The organism is Prevotella marseillensis (assembly GCF_900625065.1).
GTDB classification, from domain to species: Bacteria; Bacteroidota; Bacteroidia; order Bacteroidales; family Bacteroidaceae; genus Prevotella; species Prevotella rara.
Window position 1 is genome coordinate 2,341,493 of sequence record NZ_UYXY01000001.1, and the last position, 15,292, is coordinate 2,356,784.

15 protein-coding genes are annotated in these 15,292 nt (G+C 47.6%); 7 read left to right on the forward strand and 8 right to left on the reverse strand.

Translation table 11 applies throughout. The features are described 5' to 3' along the window. Nucleotides 1-325 precede the first annotated feature (325 nt). The 3 genes from EJL04_RS09535 to EJL04_RS09545 are packed head-to-tail and all read left to right on the forward strand — an operon-like array spanning nucleotide 326 to nucleotide 1,860. Nucleotides 326-976: a recombinase family protein gene (locus tag EJL04_RS09535; RefSeq protein ID WP_125104781.1), complete on the forward strand. Its 651-nt coding sequence runs from the start codon at nucleotides 326-328 to the stop codon at nucleotides 974-976. 12 nt (nucleotides 977-988) lie between these two features. Then, complete coding sequence (locus tag EJL04_RS09540; RefSeq protein ID WP_125104782.1) at nucleotides 989-1,579, forward strand: DUF6155 family protein; 591 nt, start codon at nucleotides 989-991, stop codon at nucleotides 1,577-1,579. Beyond that, entirely contained in the window at nucleotides 1,576-1,860 is a 285-nt protein-coding gene (locus EJL04_RS09545) for a DUF1294 domain-containing protein (protein WP_125104783.1), read from the forward strand. Before EJL04_RS09540 ends, EJL04_RS09545 begins: the two co-directional genes overlap by 4 nt. Before the next feature lie 236 nt (nucleotides 1,861-2,096). On the opposite strand, the gene EJL04_RS09550 is transcribed toward EJL04_RS09545, so the two are convergent. The 3 genes from EJL04_RS09550 to EJL04_RS09560 all read right to left on the reverse strand — a co-directional run bounded on the left by EJL04_RS09550 (nucleotide 2,097) and on the right by EJL04_RS09560 (nucleotide 5,052). After that, complete coding sequence (locus tag EJL04_RS09550) at nucleotides 2,097-2,597, reverse strand: SLOG family protein (protein ID WP_164511746.1); 501 nt, start codon at nucleotides 2,595-2,597, stop codon at nucleotides 2,097-2,099. A gap of 1 nt (nucleotide 2,598) precedes the next feature. Then, entirely contained in the window at nucleotides 2,599-3,177 is a 579-nt protein-coding gene (locus EJL04_RS09555) for a type I phosphoribosyltransferase (RefSeq protein WP_125104785.1), read from the reverse strand. 1,491 nt (nucleotides 3,178-4,668) lie between these two features. Then, a complete protein-coding gene (locus EJL04_RS09560; RefSeq protein ID WP_022121712.1) occupies nucleotides 4,669-5,052 on the reverse strand; it encodes a single-stranded DNA-binding protein in 384 nt (127 codons plus the stop codon). A 282-nt stretch (nucleotides 5,053-5,334) separates the two neighbouring features. Here EJL04_RS09560 and EJL04_RS09565 point away from each other — a divergent pair, with 282 nt between their 5' ends. Then, the gene (locus EJL04_RS09565; RefSeq protein ID WP_125104786.1) at nucleotides 5,335-5,514 is read left to right on the forward strand and encodes a hypothetical protein; all 180 of its coding nucleotides are present in this window, start codon (nucleotides 5,335-5,337) and stop codon (nucleotides 5,512-5,514) included. Nucleotides 5,515-5,802: 288 nt separating this feature from the next. Here the strand turns inward: EJL04_RS09565 and EJL04_RS09570 are convergent, their stop codons facing one another. The 5 genes from EJL04_RS09570 to dnaG form a co-directional block, all read right to left on the reverse strand. Then, nucleotides 5,803-5,979 (reverse strand): hypothetical protein, encoded by a 177-nt coding sequence (locus EJL04_RS09570; RefSeq protein WP_010537206.1) that lies wholly within the window; start codon nucleotides 5,977-5,979, stop codon nucleotides 5,803-5,805. A 4-nt stretch (nucleotides 5,980-5,983) separates the two neighbouring features. Continuing rightward, nucleotides 5,984-6,238: a DUF6926 domain-containing protein gene (locus EJL04_RS09575; protein WP_010537207.1), complete on the reverse strand. Its 255-nt coding sequence runs from the start codon at nucleotides 6,236-6,238 to the stop codon at nucleotides 5,984-5,986. Continuing rightward, a complete protein-coding gene (locus tag EJL04_RS09580) occupies nucleotides 6,238-6,819 on the reverse strand; it encodes a hypothetical protein (protein WP_125104787.1) in 582 nt (193 codons plus the stop codon). The genes EJL04_RS09575 and EJL04_RS09580 overlap by 1 nt, the downstream gene beginning before the upstream one ends. A 1,308-nt stretch (nucleotides 6,820-8,127) precedes the next feature. Then, a complete protein-coding gene (gene cls, locus EJL04_RS09585; protein ID WP_125104788.1) occupies nucleotides 8,128-9,552 on the reverse strand; it encodes a cardiolipin synthase in 1,425 nt (474 codons plus the stop codon). Nucleotides 9,553-9,668: 116 nt separating this feature from the next. After that, complete coding sequence (gene dnaG / locus EJL04_RS09590; RefSeq protein ID WP_125104789.1) at nucleotides 9,669-11,594, reverse strand: DNA primase; 1,926 nt, start codon at nucleotides 11,592-11,594, stop codon at nucleotides 9,669-9,671. Between the two features lie 968 nt (nucleotides 11,595-12,562). Between dnaG and EJL04_RS09595 the strand changes: the two genes are divergently transcribed. The 3 genes from EJL04_RS09595 (at nucleotide 12,563) to EJL04_RS09605 (ending at nucleotide 15,240) form a co-directional block, all read left to right on the forward strand. Continuing rightward, entirely contained in the window at nucleotides 12,563-13,003 is a 441-nt protein-coding gene (locus tag EJL04_RS09595) for an META domain-containing protein (protein ID WP_125104790.1), read from the forward strand. A 216-nt stretch (nucleotides 13,004-13,219) separates the two neighbouring features. Further along, a complete protein-coding gene (locus EJL04_RS09600) occupies nucleotides 13,220-14,089 on the forward strand; it encodes an electron transfer flavoprotein subunit beta/FixA family protein (protein ID WP_053397941.1) in 870 nt (289 codons plus the stop codon). A gap of 128 nt (nucleotides 14,090-14,217) precedes the next feature. Further along, the gene (locus EJL04_RS09605) at nucleotides 14,218-15,240 is read left to right on the forward strand and encodes an electron transfer flavoprotein subunit alpha/FixB family protein (RefSeq protein WP_021855678.1); all 1,023 of its coding nucleotides are present in this window, start codon (nucleotides 14,218-14,220) and stop codon (nucleotides 15,238-15,240) included. Nucleotides 15,241-15,292 lie beyond the last annotated feature (52 nt).

The window sequence follows — 15,292 nt, forward strand, 5'->3', positions numbered from 1 at the left end:
AAAACTTGAAGTGCAAGATTGTTTGCATTTCACCCTCGATCGGCTTTTTGCCGCAGATATGATACTATTTATACTTTCCATTTCGGACTTTGTTTGAAATTTGCGGTGCGAATTTACGACTATTTATCGGGTATTCATTCAAACTAAATCAAACTTTATGTTTTATTCTCATTCATACTTTACAACATGATATGAAATGATAATATATACAAGAAAGTGCAGTACATTAACCTTTAATTAACTATAATAATTATCAGAGTATGATTATACTTTGATGGAATATAAGTATCTTTGTCGGCAAATTACAAATCAGTGTATAATAGCTATGGCAAAAGTAGGTTACATATTTAACTCGGAGCAGTATGACACATTCACCTTTGACCGGGCATGGATGGAGAAGTACGGTTGCTGCCGTATCATAGAAGATAGTGCAAGCCAAGAGAAGACACGCCCAGAATGGAAGCAGCTCATGGATTGTCTGGAACGAGGTGATGAACTGGTCATCTCGAAGTTCAGCAATGCACTGCGTGGCGTTCGGGAATTGGCGATGTTCCTGGAGTTTTGCAGGGTGAAGGTGATAAGGGTCATTTCCATACAAGACAAGATCGACTCCAAGGGTGAGCTATTCCCAAGTACATCAATAGCCGATGTGCTTTTCATGTTCGGTTCGTTGTCAGAAGAGGTCGTTGCCTTGCGCAAGGCTACTGCCCATGTGGAATATATCAAGTCGGGTATTAAACCAGCCAAGAGTTCAACTCCAAAGAAAGGTATCGACCGTGAGAGGAACATCGTCAATATGTATAACAACAACTACACTATCGATGACATTTGGAAAGTCAGCGGCTTCAGGAGCCGCAGCTCGGTGTTCCGCATACTCAACAAGTATGGGGTGAAGCTGAACCGTGGCAAGTTCAGCGGACCGCTTGGCAAGAGAAAGCCCAAGGATGAGAATGGAAATGAGGTTGAAAACGAATAAGAAAGGATTGCTATGTCAAAATCAACGATAAAGAAGCTGCTCCAGTCAATGACGAAGGCAGAAATCATAGAAATGGTACTTGAACTGTATTCCGCCCGTAAGGAAGCCAAGGAATACCTGGAGTTCTATGCCTGTCCTGATGAGAAAGGAAAACTCGAAGAATACAAGAGTATTATCCGTGAGGAGTTCTATCCCAAGAAAAGACGAGAACCACAGACACGCTTTTCCGTTTGCAGAAAGGCTGTGGCTGACTTCAAGAAACTCAAGCCGTCCGCTGATGCCCTTGCGGAACTGATGGTGTCGTATATGGAATGGGCTACCCAGTTCACCTACGACTATGGTGACATGTGGGAACAATACTACGACTCCGTTGAAAGCAACTTCGACAAGACTGTCAAGCACATTGCAGCCAACGGACTGTGGGAGAAATACGACAAGCGACTTCAGCAATGCGTAAAATGGTCTGATGGAAACGGCTATGGCTTTGCAGATGCCGTTGCTGATATGTATGAGGAAGGCAAGGCGATTAATCATGAACTTGCCACAAAATATCCAACTACAAGAATGAGTGAGGCAGAAACAAAAAAGATGTTCGGCAAATGAATTGGCTACACTTTATAATAGTTTGTCTTTTACTTGCCAACGTCGTAACTTTCATCGCTTACGGCATTGACAAATATAAGGCAAAGAAAGGGAAATGGCGCATTTCGGAGGCGACACTCTTGCTAATGGCTGTCTTGGGTGGCAGTATAGGTGCATGGCTTGGGATGAAGGCTTTTCATCACAAGACCATGCACAAGAAGTTTTATATAGGGGTGCCGACAATCATCATACCGCAACTTGCATTTGTGGTACGGCTTACCTATAAGTGTCTTGCGGCATAGGCATACACTTTCCTTCCACAAAGCCATTACTATCTGCGCACGAAAAAGTACACAAGATGTTCTGACCTTGTAGAATAATAAGATTGGCAGATAAGGCAATTCCTTATCTGTCTCTTCTGAAATCATTTCGCTTGTCTCCGTGGAAAAGGCTTTTGAGCGTTCCGCCCAAAGCCTTGAACACGAAGAACACCACGAACAAAGATACGATGTCGTTCATAAGCTATAGTTTTCGTTTATTATACTTGTGACTTGTACAGATTGATGATGTCCATCCCCATCGACTTGGCTTTTCGACAAGTGTAGAACGTGCCGCCCTTGGGCTTGCCGTCGAAGAAAGCAATCAGTCCGCACGAATGAGAAAGCATATAATCATTTCGTCTGAGCAAGCATCCATTGAAATAGTGCTTACTCAACAGGATAGCATCGTCCGCCTTGTCAAGAATATCCCAATAGCGGTCTTGCTCCCTTGCGCTCCACCTCTCGTTCTGACCGTCATAGGGAATGACGGCAATAAGTTTCAGATTGGGAAGTTCCACTTTCAATGAAATCACCTCCTCGGCTGCCAACATATCGAAACCGAGTGCCATGCCACAATAGAAATTGGTGATGCCCATAGCATAGAGCAGCCTTATCTTGCCCCTCAGTTTCTTCCTTATCTCGTCCTTGCGGTCTTCCGCTATCGTGCGATGTCCCGAAAAAGCCACGGAATTGGCTTTGATGTACTTTGTCTTATCCATATCACTTTGCATATTTATAGTGTGTGCGTCCCAAGAAAAGACCTCCCAATACGTTTCCGCCAAACATTTCCAACTGATTGGCAAAAATGGCATAGCTTGCGCCGGTCGTTACCACATCATCAAAAACATAGATGTCCTTGCCTTTGAAGTAGGCTTCATCAAACTCAATCACTTGTGTCTTAGAGATGCTCTTTTCCTTGTCATGGCGGTGCTCGTGTACTGCCAAGCGGTCGCCTGAAACGGATATGTGCGAATAGCCGTTGATGATGCCGCAAAGCTCGCTCACACGATTACAGAAAGCCATGTATCGACTCTCGTTCTTGGCTTGGGTGCTGGCTGGCACACATACAAACACGATGTCCTTTATCTTCTCACCACAAACTTTGATAAGATGTGCTGCGGTCATTTGCGCCACCTTCTCAAAAGCGTTGTCCCTTGCATCCTTGAACGCCCAAATCAGTTGGCGTGCAGCCACTGCGTCCTCGCCCACATTGCGAACCCTCACAGGAAAATACTTCAAGAAGAAATCCATCCTCTTGCTCAGCTGTCTCTTGATGTTGTCGTCTATCATTCTTGCCATAGTCGGAAAAATTATTTGCGTTAAACTCGATTATTTATTTTCCCTATTTTCGGAAGCCTTTCGGCTTGCCCAAGGGATATTTTTCCGCCACGCAAAGGAGTTGGAAGGCAAAAAGACAAATCGGAAGCGAAAAATACGCTCTATATGCAAGGCACATAGAGGAAGATTTTTTGAAAAGCATCCATGATGCCCAATTTGGCATTTGCCACGCAACTGGTACCTTTGCGGAAAATATCCGAAGCGGCAAAGACGATGGACGAAATGAAATGGCTATAAGTGCTACTACATAAGATTACAACAAGAAAAGGGTGGGTGTGGAACTGCGCCATTGGTGCAATTCCGCAAGGGAGGGACGAAGTGCTATAAAGAGAGAATGGCTTGCCGATTATAATAGAAGGACGGAACAAAGATGCCGCAGGAGTAATTGGGAAACTCTCTTGGCATTCATGCCGAGTGTGTTTCCGCTCCAGCCTTCATGCCATGTGGCTTATTGCAGTAGCGACAGTTGGTCGCCACAGTCAAGGAGCCTTTTGGCATGAAATCTTTGTAACGACTATAAAAGGGAAAACCATGGATTATAAAAGGAATACAAGAAGCGAATATAAAAGATATGGGTGGGAGTGAAACTGCGCAACAGCCAGACAAGCAACTTAACGAAAGGGGTGGCATTGGTAGACAGCATGTAAGTGACGGTTGCGTCACGGATGCCGTTAGCCAATGCCATTCTGTTCGTGCTTGTCCTTCGGCAAATGACCATTCTTCATCTTTCAGGATGTTGCTCCCGATAAATGAAGAATGTCGCTTTGACGAACTGTTGGTACGGTTTCGCAGATGGGTGGGACAAAGTAATAAAAATGGAAAGACGACCTGTCGTTTATAAAAGAGAATGGAACAAAGATGCGGCAGGAGTAATTGGGAAACTCTCTTGGCATCCATGCCGAGTGTGTTTCCGCTCCTGCCTTCATGCCATGTGGCTTATTGCAGTAGCGACAGTTGGTCGCCACAGTCAAGGAGCCTTTTGGCATGAAATCTTTGTGACGGCTATAAAAAGGGTAAACCATGGATTATAAAAGGAAGACGAGAAGCGAATATAAAAGATATGGGTGGGAGTGAAACTGCGCAACAGCCAGACAAGCAACTTAACGAAAAGGGTGGCATTGGTAGACAGCATGTAAGTGACGGTTGCGTCACGGATGCCGTTAGCCAATGCCATTCTGTTCGTGCTTGTCCTTCGGCAAATGGTCATTCTTCATCTTTCGGGATCTTACTCCCGATAAATAAAGAATGTCGCTTTGACGAACTGTTGGTGCGGTTTCGCAGATGGGTGGGACAAAGTAATAAAAAGGGAAGACGGCTTGACGCTTATAATAGCAGTACGCATGCGGTTATAAGAGTAAACTTGCTAATAGTGGGTATAAAAGTAAACATGGTTGTATGAGCAAAACAAAAGCGACCGAAGCCGCTTTGTTTATTGGAGAGAATGAAGAAATCCTATTTCTTGCCTTTCTTCGTAGGCTTTTCAGGCTCTGCCGCTGGAGCTTCCTCCTTGTCTGGTGTAGGATAGAACTTGTTTGCGATGAAGACGATGCGGTTGTGCTTGGTGCCTTGCTGATCAACCCACTCGTCTGGCTTGAAGTAGCCCTCGACGGTGAGCATGGTTCCCTTCTGCAGCTTGTCGAAAGAATCAACATGCTCGTTCTTGCGCCATGCCTCCATGTTCATGAAAGCTGATACTCTGTTGGTTTCCTCACCATTCTTCTCCTGACGGCTGACTGCCAATGAGAAACGTGCTACAGAAGCGTTGGTGAACTGACGGATTTCTGCGTTGTTGCCTACGAATCCTGTTACTACGAAAGTGTTCTCGATCTTTTTCATATTGAATTACTTTTTGAAGTGAAACTTAATTTTTACATGCAATCCAAGAGCAGGGATGTGGCACATGAGGGCAGCACCATGAAAATCGACGATAATACTCGTTTTCTGTTGGCGGTGAGGAGAAAAAGGAAGATTATCGGCTATTTTATTGGTCACAGCGAAGCGACCGCACAAGACGGATTCCATCTGTCGAAGCATCACGCTACCTTTGCATAGGAAAAATAGTGGCTTCAAAAAATCGGTAATTCAGGAAAGAACGCAAGAACACCGTAACAGCATCGTATGGCTCAATCATTTGCAGTAACCATCACCAATGCAAAATACGTTTCCATGGCGTGTGCCGTCATAAACAATGGTAAACCAACAGGCAATACACTTTTCCGCATGGAGGGTGGTCGCATGAGCATATTGACAAAGACAAGCAGAAGGAAAACCTGCTTCGAAGGCTACTCCTATTTGTAGAGGAAGGTAAGCATGAGCAACCAACTACAATCGCAATGCTGCAAACAAGATCCATCCTCAGACAAAAGGCTTCATTGTACGAAAAGCTCCAAGAAAGGCGTAGTCGCAGATTTTATCTCATACAAAGAGGCAGGTCGCCATTTGGCGAATACAACCATCAAAGCATAGCCATATAAAAGTTTATCGGCAAACGATGAAGGGAGTTTGCCGTTACATACAAAAGGGCTTTTACTGGCGGAAAGAAAAAAGATGCCTGGCGAGTATAACCTTCACCAAGCATCCTTTTCGTCAGTCATAGACAAGAACGTCATCACGTCTTTCTACAATTTCCTTGCCATTGCGCAATTTCACTACGATGTCCTCACCATAGTCTGCAACCACGAAACCTTCTGTGCGTCCTCTGTAGGGTATCAGCAGTGTACAACTGCAACCGATAATGTCGGTCAATTCTTCGTATTCAAACATAGCTCTATAAAGTTTGTGGGTTCTCCGAATGATAAATCACCTTGCAATCCTCAACCTCAGCAGGTAGTCCAAAGGCAGGATAGTGCGAGAATGATGCGTTTCCATCTTGGCTGAGTGGAGAAACAATCTCCACTTGCCATTTCTGCATGAAGCCATCAACCATCTTGATGTCTTCATCACTCAATCCCGTAGGGTCGCCATTGATGATGTAGCATAATGCCCATGTGGGGATTTTCTCTATCGTCTCAAATCTTTCCATCAGTCAAACGTGAACTTGTTTATATAAAAATAGGTGTCCACGTTCTCATACTCATAGCCGTTGATGAAGTCCACCATTTCATCTTCGGTTCTGTCACCTTGCGAGATACCCATCTTCTCACACCACTTGGCAATAGCATCTTGGCAAGTGTCAAAGATGTCCTCACAAGCATCCTCGAAAGGCTCACCCGAAGAACTCACACAGCATTCCTCTGGGAAGAAGCCTTGCTCGTCATGGACATAGAAAATGTCGCATCCACATTCTATCTCACGATAACTGACGGAAAGTTCTCCACCAAGAACTTTGTTCAGTTCATCAAAGAACTCCTCACAGGCAGACCATGCACTTTCGGTGTCAAAGGACAACAAGCAGATGTCCTCGTCTGCCTCAAACTCTGCCCAATAGATATATCCTCTTACCGATATGCCCATCTTCTCATAGTCGATGCCATAGTGTTCCGCCAACTTGTAGAGATGTACGTTCTTGGTGTTCACCTCCATTGTTTGGAGCGTGTTCCAAAGGTCGGCTACCGCCTTGCGTTCGCCCATCACCTTGTACTGAGTGTCACAAATGTTTGCCATAAGTCTTCATTTTTTTATTCCCTAATTTTGCATCTGCAATTTCGGGATTGTTTTAAATTTTGTTGCCTCAAAAGGTGTCTGTGCTTTTCCTGCAAGGTTCTCTGCTAAAATACAACCTGCAAGGTGGAGATTTTAGCAAGAGACCATAGGCACTGACCTTGCAAGGAATATGGGTACAGACATTACCTTTGCAACCAAATTTATCAAAGCCCAGAAATGGTGATGAAGATTCAGGTAGCGGAGTAACAATTAGAAAAGTTGAGATATGAGGATAAAAAGAGACAAGAACGACTTGAAACAAGCGATTACAAATGGAAAGTAACAGAAATCATACAAGAGTTCTTACTGGCGGAAAGAAAGAGAGCGACAACCCAATACTGCACATGGCACGATTGGGCTATCGCTCCGCAATTCGTTCAGTTCATCCAATCCATTAGTATATATATCCTAAGATGAATGAATTTATATTTGTGTATTGGCTTTGGTTGGCAGCCATAGACAAGTAACACATCTTTTTTCTTTCCGCCAGTAAAAATGGTTCTTGAAGTAAAAGTAACAGGAAAAATGGTTGTTGGGTAGCAAAATTTGTTGCACAAGATTTGTTTTTCATTTTGTTGGTTCTTTCTTGTCACCCAATAAAATGATGCTTACGTTTGAGTTTTCCTGTACCTGCTGATAATCAAGTAGGTAACAAATAAGAAATATCGTCTTTCAATGTACAACGCTGCCAGCCCACGCCAAGTGGAATTATATATACAACACACAGCCATATAAAACTTATATGGCCATCATTGGGATATAATTCACCCACGCAGACGTTCCGTTGCATTATTTCTGTGAGCTGATTCAAAGTTTGCGAAGTTTTGAGAGCACAGAATTAACGTCCGTAAACGCCTTTCCGAAGTCAGCATCCTAAAAATGCCTAAACTTCAATCCATCGATGTTATGACCCCGCCCGTTCCCAGGGAACTGGCATCGTCGGTGGCAAAAATAACAATATTATATCAAATAAAAAAGTTTTTATGTTTATTTTTTATGTTACACGGCATTATTTTTATACACAATTGCCAATTTGTCTAGCATTGAAACGATTTTATAGACAAACGGTCGGCTGGCAGTATATTGGGTTTATATTATACAATTAAACTTATGTTTTCAGCCGTCTTTTTGTTTACTATTTGCGGCTTGCCGCCTGAACAAGCAGAGGCAGACGTCAACATAAAAATATCCCGGCCGTGGACTGCCGGAAAAACAGGCTATACACGAAACTAAAGACAAGAAAGACATTAAGGAAATATTGACTGAAAATCACATCAGCGGCGAGAACACACGCATCAGCGACTCAAGCAAACGGTGAGGGAACGAAAGACGGCGCGTGCTCATATACTTTTCATAGTCGACACACTGCTTCACGTCTTCCATAAAGACCGACTTGATGCGAAGGGCCATATCACGGTCGTAGATAAAGGCGTTGACTTCAAAATTGTTGTCGAAGCTGCGGAAATCGATGTTGGTAGAGCCGCAGGTTGACAGGCTGTCGTCGCTGACAAGCAACTTTGAATGGTTGAAACCGGGCTTATACAGATAGACCTTAACACCGGCATCGACGCTCTCCTGCACGTATGAACGGCTTGCCCACTCAACGAATTTGGCGTCTGAGTGCAGCGGAACCATCAGCCTTACGTCTACTCCGGCAAGGGCTGCGGTGCGCATGGCAAAGAGCACCGGCTCGGTTGGCAGAAAATATGGCGTCTCCATATATACATATTTTTTTGCCTCCAGCAGTATGCGGACATACCCCTGCATCATCTCGGGCCACGGACTGATAGGACTGCTGGTAACTATCTGCATTATGCAGTCGTTGGGGCGGATGTCGTCGTGGGGCGGATAATAGCAGCGGTTGCTGATGAGCGTGCGGTCGACGAAGAACCAGTCGACCAGGAAGGCGCGCTGTATGCCGTAGACGGCGCCGCCCCTTATGCGCAGATGAGTGTCGCGCCATGCGGTTCCGTTGCGGCCCTTGATATACCGCAGGGCGATATTCATGCCGCCGATAAAGCCCACGCGGCCGTCTATAACGCACAGCTTGCGGTGGTTGCGGTAGTTGACCTTGCTGGTAAATGCAGGAAACTTGACCGGCATGAAGGCATGCACGTCTATTCCGGCATTGCGCATACGCTCGAAGAACGAATTGGGAACGTTCCAGCAGCCCACGTCGTCGTAGATGAAACGCACCTCAACGCCCTCTCTTGCCTTGGCAATGAGTGCGTCGGAAACGAGATAGCCCAGAGGGTCGTCGCATATAATATAGGTCTCGAGATGTATGTGATGACGGGCTTGGGATATGTCGCGCAGCAGAGCATGAAAGAATCCGTAGCCGTCGGTATAGATGTCGGTCTCATTGTTCTTGAAAGGCAAAGCCCAGTTTTGGCTGGCAAAGAGCTTTATGAGCACGCTGTGCTCGTCAGGCAACACGAGGTTTTGCTGCTCGGCAAATCCGAGCATGGAGCGCTTTGTCAGCTGGTCCATGCTCTGCTGGCTGATGAGTTTCTCCTTGCGTGTGTTCTGCCCGAAGAAGAAATATAGCACGAAGCCCACAACGGGAAGGAACACAAGCACGAGTATCCACGCCATGGTCTTGGCCGGCTGACGGTTGTCCATGAGCACGGCTACCATTGCTGCTATCACTATGAATGCATAGAGCAAGAAGAATATCCAGTGTACGTAAATCATACGGTATGCCTTTTTACGTTATCTATTCCGCCTGCACGCAAGATGCCTGCGGCTGTATTCTCACTGCCTGAGTGCAACGTCCGGCCACGCAGCATGATACTGCATGAGATGCCACGTCACACGATTATCTCGCTGCCGAGTTCTTTGGCTATCGAGTTGCGTATGCCCTGCATGTCCTTATATTCGGCCATGAGGCTCATCATCTTTTCGGTGTCGCCTGATGCCTGGGTTATCTCGCGCTTCAGGTCTTCCATCTTATGCTCAACATAGTCAAGGCGGAAGTCGAGTATGAGATGTATCACCTGGTTGCGGAGCGTGTCCTCATCTCTCTTCACCTGCAGACTGCGGCTCAGCTGAAAATGGTCGATGGCCATGTCGGTGGCCACGCGGCTCACTTCGATGTCGGGATGATGGGTGAAGTAGGCCTCTGAGTTGAAGCCTTCGTCATCGTTGTGTTCAACGGCTTCCTGCAGTATGCGGTTGTAAAGCTCGTTGTGGAACTTGAGTCCGTCTGCCCCGAGGTCGTAACTGATATACTGCGACACGCTCAGGTTGATCTTTCCGCCATCCTCGGTCTCCACATCTTTATATAGCACCTCGTTGCCGTGGCGTACCACCATCTGCGTGAGCATGTATTCTACCTTCGACTCTACATCCGACTTGGCGTCTACCTCCACTTCAGGCGGCTGTGCGGCGGCTCTTGCCTCCTCGCGCCTTGCCTCCTTGAGTTGCTCCTCCATCTCGCCCTGTATAAACTTGTTGACAGTGCTAACGAGCGTAGCCTCGTTTATGCCAAGCCGGTGTGAGCATTCGGTCATGTATGTGGCCCTGGTTATCTGGTCGTCTATTACAGACACGCTCTTGATAATGCTGCTTATGGCCTGCGAGCGCTTTATCGGGTCGGTTACGCCCTTTAGCAGCAGGTTGGTCTTAAACTCGATGAAGTCGGTCTGATGCGCTTCGATATAGTCGCGAAACTCCTGTGCGGTGTGCTTACGCGCAAAGCTGTCGGGGTCGTCGCCGTCGGGCAGCAGCAGCACCTTTACGTTCATTCCCTCGGCCAGGAGCATGTCTATGCCTCGTATAGAAGCATGTATGCCGGCAGAGTCGCCGTCGTAGAGCACGGTGATGTTTTTCGTAAAGCGGCGTATGAGGCGTATCTGCCCCGTGGTGAGCGATGTTCCCGACGATGCCACTACGTTCTCAACGCCGCTCTGGTGCATCGATGTAACGTCGATATATCCCTCAACGAGATAGCAGCGGTCGTTTCGCGTTATAGCCTGCTTGGCCTGATATATGCCGTAGAGCTCGTTGCTCTTGTGGTATATCTGCGACTCGGGCGAGTTGACATACTTTGCCACATTTTTATCGTTGGTAAGTATGCGCCCGCCGAAGGCCACCACGCGCCCCGTTATTGTATGCACGGGAAATATCACACGGCCGGCATATCTGTCCTGAAGCTGTCCGTTCTCCTTGCGGTAGCACAAGCCGGTCTCTATCAGAAACTGCTCCTTGAAGCCTTTTGCCAGAGCTGCACGTGCCAGCGCGTCGCGTTCAGGCAGCGCATAGCCCAGCTGGAACTTATATATCGTGTCGTCGCGGAATCCGCGCGAACGGAAATACTGCATGCCGATGGCCTGCCCGTCGCGGGTGTTCATCAGGTTGTCCTGGAAGTATTTAAGCGCCCAGTCGTTCACGATGAACATACTCTCGCGCTCGCTCGCCTCGCGCTTCTCCTCGTCCGAGAGTTCGCGCTCCTGTATCTCTATGTGATATTTCTTGGCAAGCCATCTCAGCGCCTCGGGATATGTCATCTGTTCGTGCTCCATGATGAAGCCTACGGGATTGCCGCCCTTGCCGCACGAAAAGCAGTGGCAGTAGCCCTTGGCGGGCGACACCACGAACGAAGGAGTCTTCTCGTTATGGAAGGGGCACAGTCCCTTATAGTTTACGCCCGCCTTGCGGAGCGAAACAAACTCAGACACCACGTCAACAATGTTGGCGGCATCCATTATCTTGTCTATCGTTGCCTGATCTATCATAAGCATTAAAACGTCCGGCATATCACCGCCCTGCCGCCTTAGGCTGACGGAACGGCTGCGGACGAACTAATGCAAAATTAAATATAAATAGCGAGATAAGCAAGTGGCCGACTGATTTTTGTATAATCGGAACATATATTTATCGGTACGACGGAACGGCAAACAGACCTGTCATGAAGGCATTACGGAATATTGTGGACAAAGTGAGCCATGACGTCAGAATGACACTTTGTAAACCGGCGGAGCAGCATGACGCGCAAAACGTAAACAGAGAAAATACAACTTTACTGACCATTCTGGAGAAATATCCGCACCGAAAGCCACGAGGCGCAACGCAGACCGGCAGCCTCAACACGACAAAACGACCAACACAGCAGTAAAAACGAACTGCACCGCCGATATAACACAGTGCTTTTTAATGCCTAAAAGAGTGCAAATCACAACCCGAAACGGCAGCTTTCGACATGCAAAAGGCATGCTTTCAGCCAATAAAGCGCATCAAAAAGATGCACACGTCGACAGCAGTAGCCCGTAAACCGCTGTAGAAGTGCGCTTTACACGCTGCACACCAATATCTGCATTATTCTCGTCCGGCGGAGTTTTATTTGCAAATATCGCAGTATGGGAGCGTCAACAGAAATCAATATGTAAGCAAAACAGCCGATTAAACGACATGAATTTTCATAGCCGCAAAGCCGCCGGAAAAGGCGCGCCGCACCATTGATACAACGGCATACGGCATGCGTCATGACCACGCATAAGGCTATATGCAAAAAAAACGGAATTATGCGAAACATTAGTTATTTATGGTCTTTATTTTACCTTTTCATCGATAATTTACTTAAATTTGCACCCCAAATGGTCAAAAAGGCCACTGCAATCAGGCTGGAAGCACCGGTCAGAAAGACCGGACGCAACCGGCAAAAGCCTGAAAGACAACATTTTATTAACAATAAAGAGTAAAAGGAATGAAAAAAGTATTTGTAGCATTATGCATGGCAGGACTGCTCGCAGCCACAACGTCATGCAAGACATCTAACAGCGCTGCATCATCAGTGTCTGCACTAAACGGAGAATGGAAAATAACCGAAGTTAACGGTCAAAGCATAACAAAGGCAGACAACGACAACGAAGCCTTCATAGGATTCGACGTTGAAAAGAAGAGCATGTACGGAAGCACAAGCTGCAACCGCATCTTCGGCCAGCTTGACGCTGACGCAAAGAAGGGCACGATATCTTTCGGCACAGTAGGCAGCACACGGATGATGTGCCACGACATGAAGACCGAGGAGCAGGTGCTCAAGGCTGTCAACGAAGTTAAGTCTTACGAGCTGAAGGACAACAGCACGCTTACGCTGAAGTCAGCCGACGGAAAAGTGCTGATGACTCTGCAGAAGCGCAACAAGTAACAACCGCCTGCAAGACGGTGAGGCGGCATCAGCGCCTGACATCAGTGAAGCAGAGCATTATTATGTGTGCGGACACAACGCGCGTTGCACATGCCACAACCGTTTAAAAGGGTTTAAATACACGGGTAAAAACGTACGTTTTTGCCCGTTTTTTTTGTCAAAAAGCAAAAATAGTGTATTTTTGCAATCTAAGAATTTACATTATAAGCTTAATCTATGAATTTGAAAATCATCGTACTTGCAAAACAAGTACCCGACACGAGGAATGTGGGCAAAGATGCGATGACAGCCGAAGGCACTGTTAACCGCGCCGCGCTGCCGGCAATCTTTAACCCTGAAGACCTTAATGCCCTTGAACAGGCACTCAGACTGAAAGAACAGAATCCGGGCTCAACCGTAGGAATCCTCACCATGGGACCTCCGCGCGCAGCCGAAATAATCCGTCAGGGACTTTATCGTGGAGCCGACACAGGCTGGCTGCTTACCGACCGCCTGTTTGCCGGAGCTGACACCCTGGCCACTTCTTACGCACTGGCTACAGCCATCAAGAAGATTGGCGGAGCCGACATCATCATAGGCGGACGTCAGGCTATCGACGGCGACACAGCACAGGTAGGACCTCAGGTGGCTCAGAAGCTGGGCCTCGCTCAGGTTACTTATGCAGAGGAAATACTGAAATGCGAGGACGGAAAGCTCACCATACGCCGCCACATCGACGGAGGCGTTGAAACCGTAGAGACTCCGATGCCCGTGCTGATAACCGTAAACGGAAGCGCAGCACCATGCCGCCCCTGCAACGCAAAACTCGTTATGAAATACAAATACGCCACCGTTCCGCTCGAGCGCACACCCGACATGCCTTATGCCGAGCTCTACGAGAAGCGTCCTTATCTTACACTTAACCAATGGTCAGTGGCCGACGTTGACGGCGACCCGCAGCAGTGCGGACTGGCAGGCTCGCCCACAAAGGTGAAAGCCGTTAAGAACATCGTGTTCCAGGCAAAGGAATGCAAGACTCTCACATGCTGTGACGACGAGATCGACTGCCTCATCAAAGAACTGTTGGACGAAAAGATTATTGGATAAAAAGAACCTGCGGAACTGCCCGCCGCACATGCCTTCCGCCGCCTTAACGGCAACTGCGGACGCATGATGCCACAGAAATGCACAAGGACACGTTCCCGGTTTTCTTTCACAAATAAAGCAAGTAAATTATGAATAACGTTTTTGTTTATTGCGAAATAGAGGGTACTGCCGTTGCCGAAGTATCTCAAGAATTACTCACCAAAGGACGCAAGCTGGCCAACCAGCTCGGTGTTGAGCTCAACGCCGTGGTTGCCGGTACAGGCATCAAGGGCAAAGTGGAAAGCCAGATACTGCCCTACGGCGTCGACAAGCTGTTTGTATTCGACGCTGAAGGACTGTTCCCCTACACATCCGCACCGCATACATCTATCCTGGTAAATCTGTTCAAGGAAGAACAGCCGCAGATTTGCCTCATGGGAGCAACCGTAATAGGCCGCGACCTCGGTCCGCGCGTATCGTCATCTCTCACAAGCGGACTCACCGCAGACTGCACACAGCTCGAGATTGGCGACTACGACGACAAGAAGACAGGTAAGCACTATGAGAACCTCCTGTATCAGATACGCCCCGCTTTCGGCGGAAACATCGTTGCCACTATCGTCAACCCTGACCACCGTCCGCAGATGGCTACAGTGCGCGAGGGCGTGATGAAGCGCGAGATTCTCGACGAGAACTACAAGGGCGAGGTGGTTTATGCCGACGTTGCGAAGTATGTTCCCACAACCGACTATATCGTAAAGGTTATCGACCGCCATGTTGAGAAGGCTAAGAACAACCTTAAAGGCGCACCCATCGTTGTTGCCGGAGGCTACGGCGTAGGCAGCAAGGAAGGCTTCGACATGCTGTTCAAGCTGGCAAAGGAACTTCACGGAGAGGTTGGAGCAAGCCGCGCCGCTGTTGACGCAGGCTTCGTTGACCACGACAGACAGATCGGACAGACCGGTGTAACCGTTCATCCTAAAGTATATATCGCCTGCGGTATCTCAGGCCAGATACAGCACATAGCCGGCATGCAGGACTCAGGCATCATCATCTCGGTGAACAACGACCCCGACGCTCCTATCAACCAGATTGCCGACTATGTAATCGTAGGCAACGTTGAAGACGTGGTTCCGAAACTCATCAAGTATTACAAGCAGAACAGCAAATAATCAAATAAACCGGGAGTTGAGCCTCACAGCCACAAGCCGGCACAGCATGCCC